At 68.5% G+C, this 16,272-nt stretch carries 19 protein-coding genes; 10 read left to right on the top strand and 9 right to left on the bottom strand.

The window, feature by feature from the left end; genetic code table 11:
- Window positions 1–59 precede the first annotated feature (59 nt).
- Both ACF1CT_RS06505 and ACF1CT_RS06500 read left to right on the top strand, forming a co-directional pair.
- A complete protein-coding gene (locus tag ACF1CT_RS06505) occupies window positions 60–1,283 on the top strand; it encodes an AAA family ATPase (RefSeq protein ID WP_391782617.1) in 1,224 nt (407 codons plus the stop codon).
- 74 nt (window positions 1,284–1,357) lie between these two features.
- Window positions 1,358–1,954: a hypothetical protein gene (locus tag ACF1CT_RS06500; protein WP_391782616.1), complete on the top strand. Its 597-nt coding sequence runs from the start codon at window positions 1,358–1,360 to the stop codon at window positions 1,952–1,954.
- 70 nt (window positions 1,955–2,024) lie between these two features.
- On the opposite strand, the gene ACF1CT_RS06495 is transcribed toward ACF1CT_RS06500, so the two are convergent.
- Window positions 2,025–2,420, bottom strand: coding sequence for a nitroreductase/quinone reductase family protein (locus ACF1CT_RS06495; protein WP_391782615.1), 396 nt, complete (start codon window positions 2,418–2,420; stop codon window positions 2,025–2,027).
- A gap of 384 nt (window positions 2,421–2,804) precedes the next feature.
- Here ACF1CT_RS06495 and ACF1CT_RS06490 point away from each other — a divergent pair, with 384 nt between their 5' ends.
- Window positions 2,805–3,221, top strand: a complete 417-nt coding sequence (locus ACF1CT_RS06490) for a hypothetical protein (RefSeq protein WP_391782614.1) — start codon at window positions 2,805–2,807, stop codon at window positions 3,219–3,221.
- 737 nt (window positions 3,222–3,958) lie between these two features.
- On the opposite strand, the gene ACF1CT_RS06485 is transcribed toward ACF1CT_RS06490, so the two are convergent.
- The 4 genes from ACF1CT_RS06485 to ACF1CT_RS06470 form a co-directional block, all read right to left on the bottom strand.
- Window positions 3,959–4,180, bottom strand: a complete 222-nt coding sequence (locus ACF1CT_RS06485) for an MvdC/MvdD family ATP grasp protein (protein WP_391782613.1) — start codon at window positions 4,178–4,180, stop codon at window positions 3,959–3,961.
- A 7-nt stretch (window positions 4,181–4,187) separates the two neighbouring features.
- Window positions 4,188–4,424 (bottom strand): putative ATP-grasp-modified RiPP, encoded by a 237-nt coding sequence (tgmA, locus tag ACF1CT_RS06480; protein ID WP_391782649.1) that lies wholly within the window; start codon window positions 4,422–4,424, stop codon window positions 4,188–4,190.
- 276 nt (window positions 4,425–4,700) lie between these two features.
- Window positions 4,701–4,844, bottom strand: coding sequence for a hypothetical protein (locus ACF1CT_RS06475; RefSeq protein WP_391782612.1), 144 nt, complete (start codon window positions 4,842–4,844; stop codon window positions 4,701–4,703).
- Between the two features lie 73 nt (window positions 4,845–4,917).
- Window positions 4,918–5,154, bottom strand: a complete 237-nt coding sequence (locus ACF1CT_RS06470; protein ID WP_391782611.1) for a hypothetical protein — start codon at window positions 5,152–5,154, stop codon at window positions 4,918–4,920.
- A 480-nt stretch (window positions 5,155–5,634) separates the two neighbouring features.
- On the opposite strand from ACF1CT_RS06470, the gene ACF1CT_RS06465 reads away from it, so the two are divergent.
- Window positions 5,635–6,504 (top strand): helix-turn-helix domain-containing protein, encoded by an 870-nt coding sequence (locus ACF1CT_RS06465; RefSeq protein WP_391782610.1) that lies wholly within the window; start codon window positions 5,635–5,637, stop codon window positions 6,502–6,504.
- Window positions 6,491–7,048, top strand: coding sequence for a class IV adenylate cyclase (cyaB, locus tag ACF1CT_RS06460; RefSeq protein ID WP_391782609.1), 558 nt, complete (start codon window positions 6,491–6,493; stop codon window positions 7,046–7,048). The genes ACF1CT_RS06465 and cyaB overlap by 14 nt, the downstream gene beginning before the upstream one ends.
- 540 nt (window positions 7,049–7,588) lie before the next feature.
- Here cyaB and ACF1CT_RS06455 read toward each other — a convergent pair.
- From ACF1CT_RS06455 to ACF1CT_RS06445, 3 genes are all read right to left on the bottom strand, one after another.
- Complete coding sequence (locus tag ACF1CT_RS06455; protein WP_391782608.1) at window positions 7,589–7,792, bottom strand: hypothetical protein; 204 nt, start codon at window positions 7,790–7,792, stop codon at window positions 7,589–7,591.
- Between the two features lie 278 nt (window positions 7,793–8,070).
- The gene (locus ACF1CT_RS06450) at window positions 8,071–9,321 is read right to left on the bottom strand and encodes a helix-turn-helix domain-containing protein (protein WP_391782607.1); all 1,251 of its coding nucleotides are present in this window, start codon (window positions 9,319–9,321) and stop codon (window positions 8,071–8,073) included.
- A 323-nt stretch (window positions 9,322–9,644) separates the two neighbouring features.
- Entirely contained in the window at window positions 9,645–10,301 is a 657-nt protein-coding gene (locus ACF1CT_RS06445) for an HAD family hydrolase (RefSeq protein ID WP_391782606.1), read from the bottom strand.
- 217 nt (window positions 10,302–10,518) lie between these two features.
- Between ACF1CT_RS06445 and ACF1CT_RS06440 the strand changes: the two genes are divergently transcribed.
- The 5 genes from ACF1CT_RS06440 (at window position 10,519) to ACF1CT_RS06420 (ending at window position 14,802) form a co-directional block, all read left to right on the top strand.
- The gene (locus ACF1CT_RS06440; RefSeq protein WP_391782605.1) at window positions 10,519–10,836 is read left to right on the top strand and encodes a 4a-hydroxytetrahydrobiopterin dehydratase; all 318 of its coding nucleotides are present in this window, start codon (window positions 10,519–10,521) and stop codon (window positions 10,834–10,836) included.
- 596 nt (window positions 10,837–11,432) lie between these two features.
- Window positions 11,433–11,903, top strand: coding sequence for a cation:proton antiporter regulatory subunit (locus tag ACF1CT_RS06435; protein ID WP_391782604.1), 471 nt, complete (start codon window positions 11,433–11,435; stop codon window positions 11,901–11,903).
- 2 nt (window positions 11,904–11,905) lie between these two features.
- A complete protein-coding gene (locus ACF1CT_RS06430) occupies window positions 11,906–13,171 on the top strand; it encodes a cation:proton antiporter (RefSeq protein ID WP_391782603.1) in 1,266 nt (421 codons plus the stop codon).
- Window positions 13,172–13,545: 374 nt separating this feature from the next.
- Window positions 13,546–14,166: an ALF repeat-containing protein gene (locus tag ACF1CT_RS06425; RefSeq protein WP_391782602.1), complete on the top strand. Its 621-nt coding sequence runs from the start codon at window positions 13,546–13,548 to the stop codon at window positions 14,164–14,166.
- A gap of 180 nt (window positions 14,167–14,346) precedes the next feature.
- The gene (locus ACF1CT_RS06420; protein ID WP_391782601.1) at window positions 14,347–14,802 is read left to right on the top strand and encodes a tellurite resistance TerB family protein; all 456 of its coding nucleotides are present in this window, start codon (window positions 14,347–14,349) and stop codon (window positions 14,800–14,802) included.
- A 320-nt stretch (window positions 14,803–15,122) separates the two neighbouring features.
- Here ACF1CT_RS06420 and ACF1CT_RS06415 read toward each other — a convergent pair whose 3' ends face one another.
- Window positions 15,123–16,193 (bottom strand): PucR family transcriptional regulator, encoded by a 1,071-nt coding sequence (locus ACF1CT_RS06415; RefSeq protein ID WP_391782600.1) that lies wholly within the window; start codon window positions 16,191–16,193, stop codon window positions 15,123–15,125.
- Between the last annotated feature and the right edge of the window lie 79 nt (window positions 16,194–16,272).

Raw genomic sequence — 16,272 nt, 5'->3', positions numbered from 1 at the left:
GAAACCTCGCTCAGGACGTTCGCGTCACCCGGCGATCTGCTACCCGATAGGTTCACTCCATGCCCGGCCGCCTTCTGGAACTACACGTCGAGAACTTCCGTAGCCTTCGCGACGTGACTATCCCGCTCGGACCGCTCACCGTCCTGGTGGGGCCCAACGGAGTGGGCAAGTCAAACGTGCTCAAAGTGTTCGACTTCCTCGCCGCGATCATCCGGACCGATCTCCAGCCCGCGCTCGACGAGCGCGGTGGATTCGACGAGGTGGCATTCTGGGGCGGAGACAAACCGCCGACGTCCATGGTGGTCCGTCTCAAGGCGGACTGGACGACACACGCGAGCACCAAGGCTCCGGATGAATACTCGCTGACCATTCGCAGGCGCTCCACGCCTGGTAGTCGCGGCTCCTACACCTTGTCACGCCAGGAGAGCTTCCAGTTCAAGCGGACACAGGGACGGGGCCGTCGCATCACCATCTCCGGGGACGAAGCCCGTGTCGTGGACAAGAGGGCCGGTCGCGAGTCCGACGGAGGCAGTTTCGGCATCCAGCGATTGAGCAGCGGTCTGTCCACCTTGCCCCGGCTGGCGCGTTCGGACGGCGGCGAGGAGGTGACGAGAGTCGCAGAACGCTTGTCGTCCTTCAGAGTTTTCGATGTGGATGTCGCCGCCGCTCGACAGCCGACACGCGCTCACTCGATCAGGGCCGGCCGCTTGGCGTCCCATGCGGAGAACCTGGCGGCGTTCCTGATCCAACTCAGCTCGGACGAGGCGCGCTGGGACGATCTGACACGTGATGCCCGCCGTATCCTCCCGCAGTTGGATGCCATCGAATTCGAGCAGGTGGGTGGCTACGCGGATCGGCTTGCGGTGGTACTTCACGAACGCGGCCTGCGTCGGACCACTCCGCTCTCCGACGCCTCGTTCGGAACGGTGCGCCTTCTGGGCCTGCTGGCCATGCTCTACGATCCCCAGCCTCCGGCCCTGACATGTGTCGAGGAGATCGACCACGGTCTGCACCCTCAGGCTCTTGAGCTCATTGTGGAGCGGATGAGGGAAGCATCGACGCGAACGCAGTTCATCGTGGCGACCCACTCGCCCGCGCTCGTCGACCGATTGGAACCCCACGAGTTCATCGTGTGCGACCGTGACGAAGGCGGCGCATCCATCATTCCCGCCCTGACGACGGAGGAAATCGAGGCGATCGTCGCGGAGACAGGCGATCAGCCTCTCGGTGAACTGTGGTTCTCCGGTGTGCTGGGTGGCGACCTGACAGAGGACGAGCTGTGAGCCGCAGGCGGATACCCAAGCCTTCGAAGCGGGGTGTGGTCGTGCTCGCGGGCGAAAGCGCGAATGACCGTCGCATGCTGGCCACGTTCATCAAGGCCGCTCACCCCGGCCTCGCGGAATCCGTCGCTCTCACCGAGATCACCGATCCGGTGCGACTGCGGAAGAAATCCGGTGCTGAACTGACAACGGCGGCGGGCATCCTGGTGAACAAGGCGCGCGGCAAGGCCCGATTGAAGGCCGGCGAGTTCGTGGGAATCGCCGTCCACGAAGACATGGACACCTGCCCCGGACCTGCCTACGACTCCGCGCGGAAAGCCGTGTCGGCCGCGCTGGCCAAAGCAGCCGGCGCCGCCTCCTCCGTCTACGCGCTTGCCGCCGCGGAGTCCGAAGCATGGCTGCTCCTCTTTCCGGGGGCGTTCACGCTCCACCGTCCCGCGTGGAAGATCCCAGCGGCATGGCAGGGCAAGGACAGCGGGCGTCGGCAGACTCCGAAAGAAGACCTTGAAGGCATTCTCACCAGTCCGCGCTTCAGGGAGAGCGATGGGCCCGAGATCGTATCCGCAGCATTGAAGCAGGGCCTGCTCGCGAAGCCCAGCGGTACAAATCGCTCCTACCAGGAGTTCCTTGCGGACATCTCCAGCTGGAACATTCCCCACACACCGAGTCGTTGACCCGGCACCCCCATGTACGGGCTCACCCATGTACGGGCACGCCCATGCACGGGCACACCCACGTCCGGACTCAGTCCGCGAGATCCACCCGCACGGTCAGCAGGTCCGCGCCCACCGCCCGCACGACGGCGCTGTTGTAACGCGGCAGGGTCCTGAGCCGGGCGCGCGCATCGTCCTGGGGCAGCGGATGTGCCACCCCGTCGTACCAGCGTCCCGCGATGCGGACCCGGACCCGTGGGTCGGCCCGGATGTTACGGATGTACTGGGACCTCTCGCCGAACTCCGAGACCAGCCAGAACTCCCGCCCGATGCGTCGGCCGCCGACGGGGGTGCTGCGCCGCAGCCCGGACGTACGGCCGGTGGTCTCCAGCAGGATCTGCGACCTCGACCGTCTGGCGAGCGGGTTGACGACATGCCGCTGAAGCGAAGTGACCGCCCTGAACCTCAGGTCCCGAAAGCCCGCCATCGCGCGCTCCTTCCGCCGGTGACCGTGAGCTTACGGCCTGGCCCCCGCGTCCCGGAGGCTTCCGGAAGTACGCGTGGCGGCGAGAACCCCGGACGGCCCTTCTTCCGGCCTCCGCTCCGGCCTCCGCTCGCTCTCGATGACCGCCGCGATCCGCTCGCGCCAGGGCAGCGGACCGGGTTCGTTCCGCCTCTCGGCCCGCCGGGCGGCCCCGTGGGCCCGGTTCGCCTCGCGAACACACGGCCCGCACAGGACCTCGTCCCCGACGGGACGGAACACGTGATCCCCGCCCTCCCCCGCGCAGACGACGAACTCCCTTACGGGCGGGGGCGCGACGGTTGAGGCCGAGGCGGCCACGGGCACTTCCGGAAGCTTCTGGACGAGCCGATGGCGCAGGAACCCGACGGCGGAACGTACGCCCTCCTTGGGCAGCGCACCGGTCAACGTCCGCCGCAGATCCGTGGCACTCACACCACGCCGGATCCATTCGCCGGCGATCTCGGCAAGGCCACGCGCCTCACGGACCCCGAGGTGAAGCTGCGGATTCACATGCCGCAGCGAGAGCAACACCCTCTCCCCCTCGGAGACTTCGGCCGCTCCGACACCTCCGGCCGCTCCGACACCTCCGGCCGCTCCGACACCTTCAGGCTCTCGGGGCTCTCGGGGCTCTTTGGAGGGTGGGTGGGAGTAGTTCTCCCCACGTTCTTCATCTACCGGTTCACAGCCACCGACCGACCGAGCCTCCGGCCGACCGACCGCCGGAACCTGCGCACCCGGACGGTCGGCGTCGGCGCCCACCCGTGATTCCCGGACCACCCTGGCTTCGCCGTCCGTGAGGGGGACATTGGCGAAGAGCTGGTCGGTCACCCAGAACCCGCGCTTCCCCTGCCGCTTCCACTCATGCACGAAGCCGTTCGTGATCAGCGATTTTTTGGCCTTCTGGTAACCCCTGCCGGTGATCCCGAGCTTCTTCGCGTGCTCGCTGAGTGCCATGTCGGCCTGGCCTTCGGGGAGCCCCTGCACGTACAGGAGCAGGATCTTCGCGTCACTGCTCAGACGCGGATGCCGCACGACATCGTGCGAAGCCTTCGTGTAGCGCCGAGAGGGCGCGATAGCATGCCAAAGCATCCCGGTGGACCTCTGCTTCCACTTGTGGTGAAGGCCCTCGGTGCGGTGCTGCTAACACCCCCGGGGGCCGCCCCATGCACCGGAGCGCACGGAGTGTGATGACGCGATCACGGTACCGCATGGGATCAACCCCCTGTGCCACAACCGGAAATCCCCGGCCCGGTCCCCCGCCGCCCCGGAAAAGCACTTCCTGACCTGCGGACATGCGGTCACGGTCCTGATCCCCGAGGCACGGTCGAAACCCGCTGGGACCGCTGAACTCCTGGGCGCGGCACCGGTTCACGATCCATGGGTTCGCCGGATGCGTCACCCCGACGCCCGCAGCCGGGCGAAGAACCCGTCCGCGTCCGCGGCGCATACAGTCCTGGGCCCACATCATGAGAGTCGCGTCCTGGGACGCGCGACTCAGATCTCTAGTAGACGGCGGACACGTCGGCGAGATCGACGGCACGATGAGCGGGGGTGAGCCCGCCGGCCCACCCCCGCCGGGCGTCGATACGCCCGGCCAGGGTGAGTTCCTGCGGAAACTCCGCGGTGTCCATACGGAACACCTCCGCCCCACCGTCCGCGAGCGCCTCGACGACCCGGTCGGTCGGCCAGTCGTCGCGCGCCGCGATCACAAGAACGGTGGACATGACGGCATCAGTCCTTCGGGCCTTCGTCCAGCCGCGGCGGATTGCTCGTGCTCCCGTCGGGAACAGTGGGCGTCTGGGTCTGCATGAACGGAAGTGGCCCCCCGTAAAGACCGACGGACATCTGCGACTCGTTGTCATACACGGCCACCGGCCTCACAACGGCCCGCGTCGCATCCGGAACCCGGGCGAACCGCAGAACCCACGGCCGGATCGCCGCCCCACTCGGCGACTCACTGCCGCGCATGGCACGCGACACCCCGGCCGCGAGCGGAAAAGCCTCCCGCGGATCCGCGAGAGCAGTAATAGCAGCGCTCATGTGGCATTCCTCCTGTGGCATTCCTCCTGTGTCGAATTGGTCCCGCAATGCGGCAGGACCAACTGATAACGGTGGTGTGAACCGGCCTGTGCGCGGCGGAAACCACGCGCACGGGCCGGAGTTCGGGGGCGGGTTCGGGGATCTGGTCTCGCCGACCTTCCCCTTGCTCGCTCACGCGTCTCTCCTTCGTGAAAGTGGTGGAGGTCAGCGCCAGGCGGGTTCGTGCGCGCGGATGCGGGTCGCGCGGTCCTCGATCCGTGCGAAGAACGCGCCCTCATCAGCGGCGAGTTCGGCGAGCAGCCGTTGGTGCAGGTGCCATGCCTCGGCGGTGATCTCGTACCGGCACACCGCGCAGCCGTACGTGCCAGCGGGCTGCGTCGCGGACAGCGGGCTCCGGCATCGGGGACAGCACACGGTCGGGTCAGTGGCACGGGCATTCGCAGCCGGGCAGGCAACAGCCCTGATGCGCCTCGACAACGCAGGTACGTACGGCCACGGCACACAACCGACTGACACGTAACTCGGTGGGCTCGGCTGCCATCTCCTCGTACCGACCACGCCCGTACGGGGACCGTGCCGTGGCCACCTCGGCAACCACGGCCGCGACGGCATCGTCCACGGCGCCGCGCGCGGCGGCCATCAGCTCGTCGTACATCATCGCCGCCCCCGTCGGCCCGGATGCGGGTGCCTGCGCATCTCCACATTGCAGTCCACCACCCTCGACAGATCGCCCACCCGCTGCGCCACCGCCCGCTGATCGGCCAGGGCGGCACAGACGTCACAACCGACAACCGGAGCGGGGGCGTTGGGGAAGATGGCGGAAAGGTCGGGCCCCGGTCGCCGGGGGGACCGCCTCACCGGGACGCACCCACCAACGGCAAGTGCCCGGCCGGACGGCGGCCACCGCACCGAACGCACTCACAGGCCGGGAAGCCATCCGTCATCGGCGGGTGCCTGAGTGGTACAACCGTGGTCGTCTGCCGGACGACCCGCGTCCGGCCGTGCTGATCGACCTCGTACACCTTGAGCGTCATCGACATGCCGTTCAGGCTCTAATGACAGTGCGTACGCAAGCGATACCCGAGAGGTAATCTCACGGTGAGATGACTTGCCATCTCACCGTGAACGAGGGGGTGTTATGGGCGTCGCATCGATCGAGTTACCCGCGTGGGCGTGGGAACGCGCTGAAGTCCGGCAGGCTCTGCGGGCACGAGACATAGGCGCCGTGTTCCGGTATGTCCAGCAATACGGTGGCGCGAGCCAGGCCCGGATCGCAGCCGTTGTCGACCTTACCCAGGGCAGGGTCAACGAGATCATCAACGGCCGTCGAGAAATCAGTCGTCTCGACGTGTACGAGCGGATCGCAGACGGCCTCAACCTGCCAGACGACGCCCGACATCTTCTCGGGCTCGCGGCCGGCCGTGAGAAAGGCGTGGGCGGTTCAGCGTTCGATCTTGCCGCGTTCCCCGAGATCGTCCGGGTCTACGCATCTCAGGCTGCCGCGCGCGATGAGATCCGTCAGACCGCAGCAGCCGCTGCCGAGCTTGACGTCCTGGCCGTACGTGGCCTCGGCCTGATCGGCCTGAACGACTCGGTGCTGCGAGGCGTCTGCTTGCCACGCGACCAGGGCGGCCGGGGACTACGGGTGCGGATCCTTCTCCTGGACCCCAGTTCACCATCTCTGGCCCGGCGCGCCGCCGAGATCGGAGAGTCGGCTGAGTCCTTGGCCGGCGGCATTCACCTTGCCGAAGCACGGCTGAGGGAAATCCCGGGCGACCTCCACGTCTACCGGTACGGCCAACTGCCGACCTGGCGAATCGTCCGTGCGGGCAGCACTATGTTCGTCGGCACCTTCGACCGCGGTTGGGAGGGGCACGAGTCGGCCATGTACAAGCTGATGGAGACCCCACAGGGCCCGTTGTTCAGAGGGTTCCGAAGGATGTTCGATGCGCTCCTCGACGGCGCGGAGTGCACCGTGGGGAACGGAGATGAACGTGATCGAAGCTGAGCTCAAGGCCCGTGTGCACGCGCCAGAGGATCTTCTGCGCCGTCTCGACGAGCGCGCGGCCGGTGTGCCCGAGGTATACCAGGACACCTATTACGACGCGCGTGACGGCGCGCTCGATGCCCGGGACGCTGAGCTGCGTATCCGAACGGTGTACGGCCCGGAGGAGACCCGTACGGTACTGACGTACAAGGGTGCCAAGGTGGACGAGGCATCCGGTTCTAAGCCTGAGCACGAGACCCGCGTGCAAGACGCCGAGGCGGCGCATGCCATTGTGCGCGGTCTCGGGTACGTGCCGGTAATCGCGTTCGAGAAGCATTGCAGGAACTACGTATTCAGGGCCCGGGGCCGCGAGATGCTTGCCACTCTCGTGCGCGTACCCGAGGTCGACGGGACGTTCCTGGAGGTTGAGACTTTCGTCGACGCCGACCACGTGCGGGCCGCACTCGCCGATGTCCGTGAGGTGCTCGCCGAACTCGGCATCGCCGATGAGGACCTGACGCGCGAGCTGTACACCGACGCTGTACGTGCCCGCCGCAGAGTCTGATCTCGGACGCACGAACCCGCCCCCTCCCGCATACGCGGGAAGCAGGTGCCTTCCGTCTGCCGCGTGATCACGGATCCCGGAGCATCCCCGCGTACGCGGGGAGCAGGCGATCACGAACGCGAGTAGCGAGGCGATCGTCGGACCATCCCCGCATACGCGGGAAGCAGGCTGACTGACCTGGGACTTTACGCGGCCAGCGCAGCATTTTTCATCACTTCCGCCTGATCCGGCACGACGAAACACCCCGCCGCCCGAGAAGGGCGGCGGGGTGTGTGCGTTCAGCGGGGCTGCGGGGCCGCCTGCTGCGAGGCGCTGCGTGGCGGCATGGACACGACCAGTGCGGGGGGAAGGAAGCCGTGGTTCGGGTCGAGCCGGAAAATCCCGCGTTCTCCGCGCTCGGCAGTCCCATGAACTCCGGAACCGGAACAAGCGGAGACCGGTTCGGGGATTGGTTCGGGGATTGGTTCGCAGGTTGGTTCGCGGGCCGGATCGGTGCATCGTCCACGGCGCCGCGCGCGGCGGCCGTCAGCTTGTCGTACATCATCGCCGCCCCCGTCGGCCCGGATGCGGGTGCCTGCGCATCTCCACATTGCAGTCCACCACCCTCGACAGGTCGCCCACCCGCTGCGCCGCCGCCCGCTGATCGGCCAGGGCGGCACAGACGTCACAGCCACCGACCGGGCCGGGAGCCTCGGGAAGGCTGTAGTGAGGCAGTTCGATCACCGGCTCTTGCCAGGTCGTCATCGCGGCGCACCCACCAACGCCCCCTGCCCGGCCGGGCGGCGACCACCGCACCGATCGCACCCACAGGCCGGATAATCGGCCGTCATCGGCGGATGCCTGAGCGGAACAACCTCGGCCGTCGGACGCACCACACGCGTCCGACCGAACCGGTCGACCTCGTACACCCTGATTGTCATCGCCATGCTCGGCTCCTTGTGGCTGGTGCACAGCACGGTAGGAGCGCACAAACAAAGCGAGAGGCAGGAATCCTGCCCCTCGCTCATGGGTTCGACCATGTACTACGCGGCGAGAAGGTCGAGTTGGTCCGCCAGGGCTGCGGCCCGCTGCCGTCGGGCCGGGGCCTTCGACTCTGTCTCCTCCAGCACGATGCGCCGCGCGTACCCGTTGTACCGGATCGTTTCAGGTGCGGCTTTGTGCGCCTTCTCCAGCGTGGCGAGCGCGGTCTCGGGCTGCCCGTCCAGGTGGTACGCCCGGGCCTCCTCGATCCGGTGCCGGGCCAGCCGAGGCCGCGACGGAATCGCCGTTGCGTCCGCCCCCATGGCCTGCCGCACAGACTCCCCACCCGCTCGCAGCTCCACCGCCACGGTGACGGCATGCGCGCCCATGATGGCCTGGGAGAAGCTGGTGACGGGGTGGTAGTAGCCGACGGGCAGGCGCCGCGCGGTCGCGTTCGCCTTGTCCCACCATCCCCACGCCGCCCCGGTCTCGCCGCGCCGGGCCGCGGTGTATGCGGCTTCGAACTGAAGCGCCCCGGCGATCGCACGCACGCGATCGTCGGCACCGGGCAGGAACCGTTCCATGTACGCCAGGGCTTCCAGAGCCATGCTGTCGGCCGCGTCGAAGTGGTCCGGGCCGGCGTCGCGATGGGCCTGGGCGGCCAGCCACGCGGCTACGCCGATCGCGTGCGGGTCTTCGGACTCCTGTGCCGCTACCATGCCGCGCTCGGCCACCCGCCACAACAGGGCGGGGTCCGGCTGGTACGCGATGAAGAACTGACTGAGGCTGTAGACCTCGGAGAGAGCGGCCTGTGCCCCGCGTCGGGATGATGCCGATTCCGACTGCCGTACGGCGAGTTGCGCGTCACGGATCAGGCCGGGGAGCAGCGCACCGATGACGTCGCGGTGGTTTGCCGCCTGGTGCCGGGCCGCCCATGCCTTCGCGAGCCGGGCCGCCAAGTGCTCGGTCGACGGGGCCTCCCGATCTCCGCTGAGAGTCAGGGCGTTGACTGCGTCCCTGACAGCTGGCAGGCGTGTGTGCCCGGGCCCGACGAACAATTCGATCGGGGCACTCTGATCGCCTGTCAGGTCGGAGAGGTCACGGACCCGCAGCAACTCGGCGATCCGCAGGATTACAGGAAGCTTCGGCATTCCGATCTGTCCCGCCTCGACTTGCTTCACCCATGAGGGGGACATTCCCAGCAGACCAGCTACCACCGGGCGAGAGATTCCGCGGCGCGTACGGAGAATCTGCATGCGTTGCCCGAAAGCCAGCGGGTCGGTGTACGGGTCCGGGGTAGCATCGTCTGGCATGGCCTTGCCCCTTCTCTGGACAGCTCGTCACTGCCAGAGTATGGGGCAGGGCCCTTTTCGAGTGAGGCATCAGCCGATCCCGAAAACAATGACCGCCCCCGGACGCACGAAACCGCCCGCAGGTGTCGGCACCAGGCGCGTTCGTGCGCGCGGATGCGGGTCGTGCACTCCTTGATCTGTGCGAAGAACCCGTCTTCGTCCGCAGCGAGTTCGGCAAGCAGCCGTTGGCAGAGGTGCCACGCGGCGCGCGGCGATCCGCTCACCGACCTCGCGCGGAGAGTCGACGGTCACGACCCGAACGTATCCGTTCTGTCACTGTGCGGTTAAGGGGTCGACTGCTCGTTGACGACGGTGATCAGGTCCGTGAGCGAATCGACCACCCAGTCCGCAGTCTTCCGTACCTGGAGATCGTCTGCCCACAGATGCCCCCACGGCCCTCGGCGCAGATGTGCCGTGCGAAGTCCGGCAGCGTGGGCGGAGAAGGTGTCATTCATCGGATGGTCGCCGACGTAGATGGTGTCCCTTGCCCGGGCCTGGGAGGCTCCGAGGACACGAGCGAAGAACTCGGGGGCCGGCTTGGCACAGCCCCATTCTCCGGAGGTGGCAATGAAGTCGGCTGGCAGGTCCAAGTCTCGAAGCAGACTTCCTGCCTTCACGGTCTGATTGCCTGCGATGACGACCCGCATGCCGAGGTCCCGCAGCGCGCCGAGCGTGGGGCGTACGTCGTCGTACAGGTCGGATTCGTCGAGGTGTTCACCGCGACCAGCAGCCTCGCGCGCGGCGTACTCGGCCGCGATGTCGATATCGGGGCGCAGGAGACGGAGCGCTTCAGCGTTGTCGAGGCCCTGGGCGGTGACGGAGCCGACGAGCGCGGACAGGGTATGTCTCGGGACACGCAGCCAGTCGGCCCAGGACGCCCAGTAGAGGTCGTCTCGCACGAGGGTTTCACCGATGTCGAAAACGATCGTCTTCGTCTTCACCCGGATGAGCCTACGAGGCTCCGGCCAAGCGGCGGGATCGAGCTGGAGCGCGCGGTCTGAGTGGAGCAGCAGGGGAACCGGCTGGCCGTGAAGGCCCGCTCGGCCCGGGATGCGGGGGAGTTGGTCACCCTGGAACGAGCGGTGCGGCCGTGGCAGGGTGCCCCGGCCGACCGGGATCTTACGGAGATCCTGGATCTCGTGACCGAAAGGGGATGACGTGGCAGGCGTACCGAAGCCGCTGACGGACGAGGAGATCGAGGCGCGGCTGGCCGGGCTTCCGGAGTGGACGCGGGACGGCGACGAAATCACGCGACGGGTGGACATCCGGTATCACGCAGGGGTGGCGGTGATCGTGCACATCGCCGACCGGGAACGACGCATCGGTCACCACGCAGACATCGACCTGCGGATCGACCACCTGCACATCGCCGTCACGACGCACGACGCCGACTACAAGCTGACCGAGGCGGACTTCGACCTTGCGGCTCGGATCGATGCCATTGCGGCAGCGCACCAGTCCACGCCACTCGACTGACACCGGACGCACGAGACCGCCCCTCCCCGCGCCGGCGGATTCCAAGGGCGAAGCCCCGCGTGCGCGGGGAGCAGCAGAACCTGGACCGTGTCCAGGCGTACACCGAGGGGCCATCCCCGCATGCGCGGGGAGCAGCGACGGCAGCAGCGACGGCTCCTGCCACACCCGGGGACCATCCCCGCGTACGCGGGGAGCAGTAGAGCCGCGCGAGTGTTCCAGTAGCGCACAACGGACCATCCCCGCGTACGCGGGGAGCAGGCTGACTGACCTGGGACTTTACGCGGCCAGCACAGCATTTTTCATCACTTCCACCTGATCCGGCACGACGAAACACCCCGCCGCCCGAGAAGGGCGGCGGGGTGTGTGCGTTCAGGGGGCTGCGGGGCCGCCTGCTGCGAGGCGCTGCGTGGCGGCATGGACACGACCGGTTCGGGGGAAGGAAGCCGTGGTCCGGGTCGAGCCGGAAAATCCCGCGTCCTCCGCGCTCGGCAGTCCCACGCCCCGGGGGCGGCGAAACCCTCCGGATAAAGTAATGCGCGAATAAAAAGATCACCAAGTGCGACGCGTTCCGCCGTCGCGCACCTCGGGAGGAAGCCATGGGAACCCACCGCACCACTCTGCCCGGAGTCGGCGTGCAGTACGACTACACCACGGAGTCGGGTCAGCACATCTCCGTCGTCGTCCATCACGACGGGCGTCGGTTCATCGGCTTCTATGACCAGGACGACCCTGATTCATGCCGCCTCTCGGTACCGCTGACACCGCAGGAGGCCACCGGCCTCGCGCACCTCATCGACGCGGCACCCATCGACGCGGTACGCACCGAGGGCATCGACCTGGTCACCGAGCACATCCCGCTCGGGAAGCGCTCCCCGTACGCCGGACGACTGCTCGGGGACACCCGGGCGCGTACCCGTACGGGGGCCTCGATCGTCGCGGTGCTGCGCACGCACAGTGCGCATCCGTCGCCCGGGCCGGACTTCCGGCTGGGCATCGGGGACACGCTCGTCGTCGTCGGAACAAGGGAGGGCGTCGACGCGCTCTCCGAAATCATTGCGGAGGGCTGACAGTGCACGACACGACCGCATTGCTGGTGGAGCTCGGCTCCGTCATTCTGGGGCTGGGAATCATCGGGCGGTTCGCAGGGAGAGTGGGTCTCTCACCGATCCCCCTGTATCTGCTGGCAGGGCTCGCCTTCGGACAAGGCGGGCTGCTGCCCCTCGGCGCGAGTGAGGAGTTCACCGCCGTCGGCGCCGAGATCGGCGTCATTCTGCTGCTGCTCCTGCTCGGCCTGGAATACAGCGCTTCGGAGCTGGTGACCAGCCTCAAGACACAATACCCCTCGGGCGCCGTGGACTTCGTCCTCAACGCCACCCCAGGAGCGGTGGCCGCGCTGCTGCTCGGCTGGGGCCCGGTGGGCGCCGTCGCGCTCGCCGGAGTCACCTGGATATCTTCGTCCGGCGTGATCGCCAAGGTGCTCACCGACCTCGGCCGGCTGGGCAACCGTGAAACGCCCGTCATCCTCGGTGTGCTGGTCATCGAGGACCTGTCGATGGCCGTATACCTGCCGCTGCTGACCGCGATGCTCGCCGGAGTCGGCCTCGCCGGGGGCAGCATCGCTCTGCTCATCGCGCTCGGCACCGTCGGCTTCGTGCTCTATCTGGCCCTGCGGCACGGACGGCTGATCAGCCGGGCCGTGTCCTCCGACAACCCCGAGATGCTGCTGCTGGTCGTGCTCGGTCTCACCGTTCTGGTGGCCGGCGTGGCGCAGGAGTTGCAGGTGTCCGCGGCCGTCGGCGCGTTCCTGGTCGGAATCGCGCTCTCCGGCGAGGTCGCCGAGGGCGCCCGCAAGCTGCTGACGCCGCTGCGCGATCTGTTCGCCGCCGTCTTCTTCGTGTTCTTCGGGCTCTCCACCGACCCGGCCGCGATCCCGCCGGTGCTGCTCCCGGCCGCGATCCTCGCCGTCGTCACCATCTTCACCAAGATCGGCACGGGCTGGTACGCGGCCCGCCGGGCCGGAATCGGATCGAACGGACGCTGGCGAGCCGGTGGAACACTGGTGGCCCGCGGTGAGTTCTCCATCGTCATCGCCGGTCTGGCCGTGGCGACCGAGCCCCGGATCGGGCCCATCGCCACCGCGTACGTTCTCATCCTCGTGATCGCCGGGCCGCTCACCGCGCGCTGGACCCAGCCGATCGCCACCAAGATCCTCAGCCGACGCGACGGTACCGGCACCCCGGCCGCCGCGGCCCCCGCGGGCAAGGGCTCCACCACCCCAACGACCCCCACCACCGCGCCCGCCACGCCGGAGGGGGTCACGGCCTCCGCCGAGTAGACGGCGCGGCCGGAAGGACCGGCCGGGAAGCACCCGGCACGACGAGGGCGGTACGGCGCGAGGGCGTCGCACCGCCCTCGCGCGCATCGGCGTCGGCGTCGGCGTCGGCGTCGGTTTCGGTTTCGGTTTCAGTTCGGTGTCAGCATCACGTCGGCACCGGCACCGGCACCGGACGGCTCGCGGGCGGCGCGCACCACCCGCGAACACGGCGGCAACGAACGGCACAGTGTGCACACGGCAACCACGGGTCAGTCACAACTGCCGGGACACAGCAGTGACTTGTAATGACCACGAGAAGCATCATCTCGGTACCGGTAGGTGTCACACGGCTACCGGATTCCTGAATCCACCGCGCTCACAAGGCAGGCCCACGCATGAAACTGACCCGCCCGGCCCTCGTTCTCGCGACCACCGCGCTGGCTCCGGCGCTGCTCCTGGCCGCCCCGGCGGTCGCCGCCCCGCCGGCCACCGCCGCGTCCGCGGCCTCCGCCGTCACGGCGGCACCGGCGACGGACGAGCCCACCACGCCGGTGGACGAGATGTCCGAGGAGGAACTCCGCCTGGCGATCCTTCGCATCATGGCGAAGCCGGAGAGCGGCAGGGGAGTCGCCCGGGACGCGAACAGGGCCCTCAACGGCACCGTGGAGGACATGCGCGCCTTCCTCAGGACCGGCTACCGCGTCGCCCAGACCGAGGACGACCGCGTCGCCATCCTCACCCTCCTCGCCGGCACCGACAACAAGACCGACAAAGCCGTCATCCGGGAAATCAACAAAGTCCTCAACGACAACAGCCCCGAAGCCCCCGAACACCTCCGCGCCTTCCTCGAAACCGGCTACCGCCTCGCCCGGGCCGAGGACGACCGCTACGCCATCTTTCTGATCGTCATCGACGAGAAGGCCGACAAGGCCCTCCGGGCGGCGGCCGAGAAGGCACTCAACGGCACGCCGGAGGAGATGCGTTACTTCCTGGAGCACGGCCGGTACGAAGTCTGAGAGACGCGGGCCGGAGAGGTCACTGGCCGTCGGGGCACTTCCCCGGCGGCCTGCTCGTTGTACCCAGTGCTGTTCACGGAACACGGGGAACACTCCGGGAACACCCCCCGCCAACTTCTACACGCCTGTAGAGTTCAGTTGGTTCCGGCAACACAACGCAACGCAACGTATGGAGACGACATGGCACTGTGGGATCGGATCAAGGAATCCGCTTCGTCGATGCAGTCGCAGCTGGAAGCGAAGAAGAACGACCTGAAGAGCGGGGCGTTCCGTGACGCGAGCATGGCCATGTGCGCCCTTGTCGCAGCCGCCGACGGTTCCGTCGACCCGTCCGAGCGCCAGCGCGTCGCCGCGCTGATCGCCTCCAACAACGTCCTGCAGAACTTCCCGGCGGACGACCTCCAGCGTCGCTTCAACGACTACGTGAACAAGCTCACCGCCGACTTCGACTTCGGCAAGGTCTCCATCCTCCAGGAGATCGGCAAGGCGAAGAAGAAGCCGGCCGAGGCGCGTGCCGTCATCCAGATCGGCATCGTCATCGGCGGCGCCGACGGCGACTTCGACGCCTCGGAACGGGCCGTCGTGCGGGAGGCGTGCTTCGCGCTCGACCTGCCGCCGCACGAGTTCGACCTGTAGTCCCGGGTCTCCCGCCCGCGGACCGGTCGCCCGGTCCGCCCCCATACCGCCGGAACACCCGCGGACCGGCTGACCACCGGTCGGCATCCGGCGGGCCGGGGACGTGCGCCTTCCCCCGACGCACGCCCCCGGCCACTCCCGGGCCACTCCCGGGCCGTGCCCGGGCCGTGCCCGGGCCGGGCCCAGGCCGGGCCCCGTGTCCGAGTGCTTCCCGCCGTTCGTCCGCGCCCGTTGCCCGGACGCCTTCCCGGCCGCCGCCTTCCCGGCCGCCGCTTCCCCGGCCACCTCTCCTCCGGGCCGTCGCGCCGCGCGGCTCCCGGTCACAGTTCCTTGGCGGGCCAGTCCAGCAACCGGGCGCCGATGGCCGCCGTCTGGAGCGTGTAGCGGTGCATCGGGTCGGACGGATCGGCACCGGTCAACTGGTGAATCCGTTCCAGCCGGTAGGTGAGCGCCCGCACGCTCAGCGACAGCCGACGGGCCGTCTCGGCGGCCACACAACCCGCGTCGAAGTACGTGATGAGCGTGTTGAGCAGCGGCTCCGCCCCGCCGCGCGCCCGCTTCAGCGGGCCGAGCTGACTGCGCACCAGATCCGCCATGGCCTGCCGGTCCCGGGTCAGCACCGGGTAGACCAGCAGATCGGACGCGTACAGCACCGGATCGTCCAGATTCATCCGCTCCGCGAGATCGAGTGCGTCGAGCGCCTCCTCGTAGGAATGGACCACGCCCCCGGGGCCCGGATGCGGGCGTCCCACCGCGGCCCGGCCGCCGTCCGTCGCCGCGTGCGACTGCTTGGCGAAGTACCGCAGCACGTCGGGCTGGGTGCCCGGCGCGATACAGACCAGCCGTCCGTCCTTCGTCGTGATGAGGATCTTCCGGCCGCTGAACCGTGCGAGCATCGCCGCCTCGACCGTGCGCGGCACGGAATCGGTCTCCGTGTACGCGTCCGGACCGGTGGCCACCGCGACGGCGTGGGCGCGCGAGAGCCGCAGCCCGAAGCGAGTGGCCCGCGCGGCGAGCCGGCCCAGGTCGCTGCGTCCGTACAGCAGATCGTCGATGAACTCCCGCCGGGCGGCCTCCTCCCGGCGCACGGTGAGCCGCTGGGCCCGCTCGAATCCGTCGGCGAAGGCGTCGACGGCCTGCTCGACCGCGGCCAGCACGGAGTCGGTCGTGGCGGCGTCGGCCGACGGGCCGCACGGCCAGTGGGTGCGGGTGGCCGCGAGGTGGAGGCCGACCAGGGCGCGTATCTGGAAGCCCTCCTCGGCGGCCTGTCTGCCCACCAGCCGACGGGCCTCCAGCTCATCCCGGGTCAATCGGCGCCCGGTGACGGCGACTTCGGACAGAATGCGGGCATAGTCACCCAGGTACTCGTCGGGAATCTCCGGTGCGGCCATGCGCACTCCTCACGTCTTGACACGGTTCCGGTATCCGTCCGGCGCCCGCACGGCATCCGCGGGGCGCTGCCGGAGCCCG

It is taken from the genome of Streptomyces sp. NPDC014734, from assembly GCF_043083325.1.
Taxonomy (GTDB): domain Bacteria; phylum Actinomycetota; class Actinomycetes; order Streptomycetales; family Streptomycetaceae; genus Streptomyces.
This window is presented reverse-complemented; position numbering and strand designations above follow the sequence as displayed.

Coding starts and splice junctions, on each gene's coding strand:
- ACF1CT_RS06505 (WP_391782617.1), top strand. CDS start 60: ATGCCCGGCCGCCTTCTGGAACTACACGTCGAGAACTTCCGTAGCCTT.
- ACF1CT_RS06500 (WP_391782616.1), top strand. CDS start 1,358: ATGCTGGCCACGTTCATCAAGGCCGCTCACCCCGGCCTCGCGGAATCC.
- ACF1CT_RS06495 (WP_391782615.1), bottom strand. CDS start 2,420: ATGGCGGGCTTTCGGGACCTGAGGTTCAGGGCGGTCACTTCGCTTCAG.
- ACF1CT_RS06490 (WP_391782614.1), top strand. CDS start 2,805: ATGGCGCAGGAACCCGACGGCGGAACGTACGCCCTCCTTGGGCAGCGC.
- ACF1CT_RS06485 (WP_391782613.1), bottom strand. CDS start 4,180: ATGTCCACCGTTCTTGTGATCGCGGCGCGCGACGACTGGCCGACCGAC.
- tgmA (WP_391782649.1), bottom strand. CDS start 4,424: ATGCGCGGCAGTGAGTCGCCGAGTGGGGCGGCGATCCGGCCGTGGGTT.
- ACF1CT_RS06470 (WP_391782611.1), bottom strand. CDS start 5,154: ATGATGTACGACGAGCTGATGGCCGCCGCGCGCGGCGCCGTGGACGAT.
- ACF1CT_RS06465 (WP_391782610.1), top strand. CDS start 5,635: ATGGGCGTCGCATCGATCGAGTTACCCGCGTGGGCGTGGGAACGCGCT.
- ACF1CT_RS06455 (WP_391782608.1), bottom strand. CDS start 7,792: ATGACGACCTGGCAAGAGCCGGTGATCGAACTGCCTCACTACAGCCTT.
- ACF1CT_RS06450 (WP_391782607.1), bottom strand. CDS start 9,321: ATGCCAGACGATGCTACCCCGGACCCGTACACCGACCCGCTGGCTTTC.
- ACF1CT_RS06435 (WP_391782604.1), top strand. CDS start 11,433: ATGGGAACCCACCGCACCACTCTGCCCGGAGTCGGCGTGCAGTACGAC.
- ACF1CT_RS06425 (WP_391782602.1), top strand. CDS start 13,546: ATGAAACTGACCCGCCCGGCCCTCGTTCTCGCGACCACCGCGCTGGCT.
- ACF1CT_RS06420 (WP_391782601.1), top strand. CDS start 14,347: ATGGCACTGTGGGATCGGATCAAGGAATCCGCTTCGTCGATGCAGTCG.
- ACF1CT_RS06415 (WP_391782600.1), bottom strand. CDS start 16,193: ATGGCCGCACCGGAGATTCCCGACGAGTACCTGGGTGACTATGCCCGC.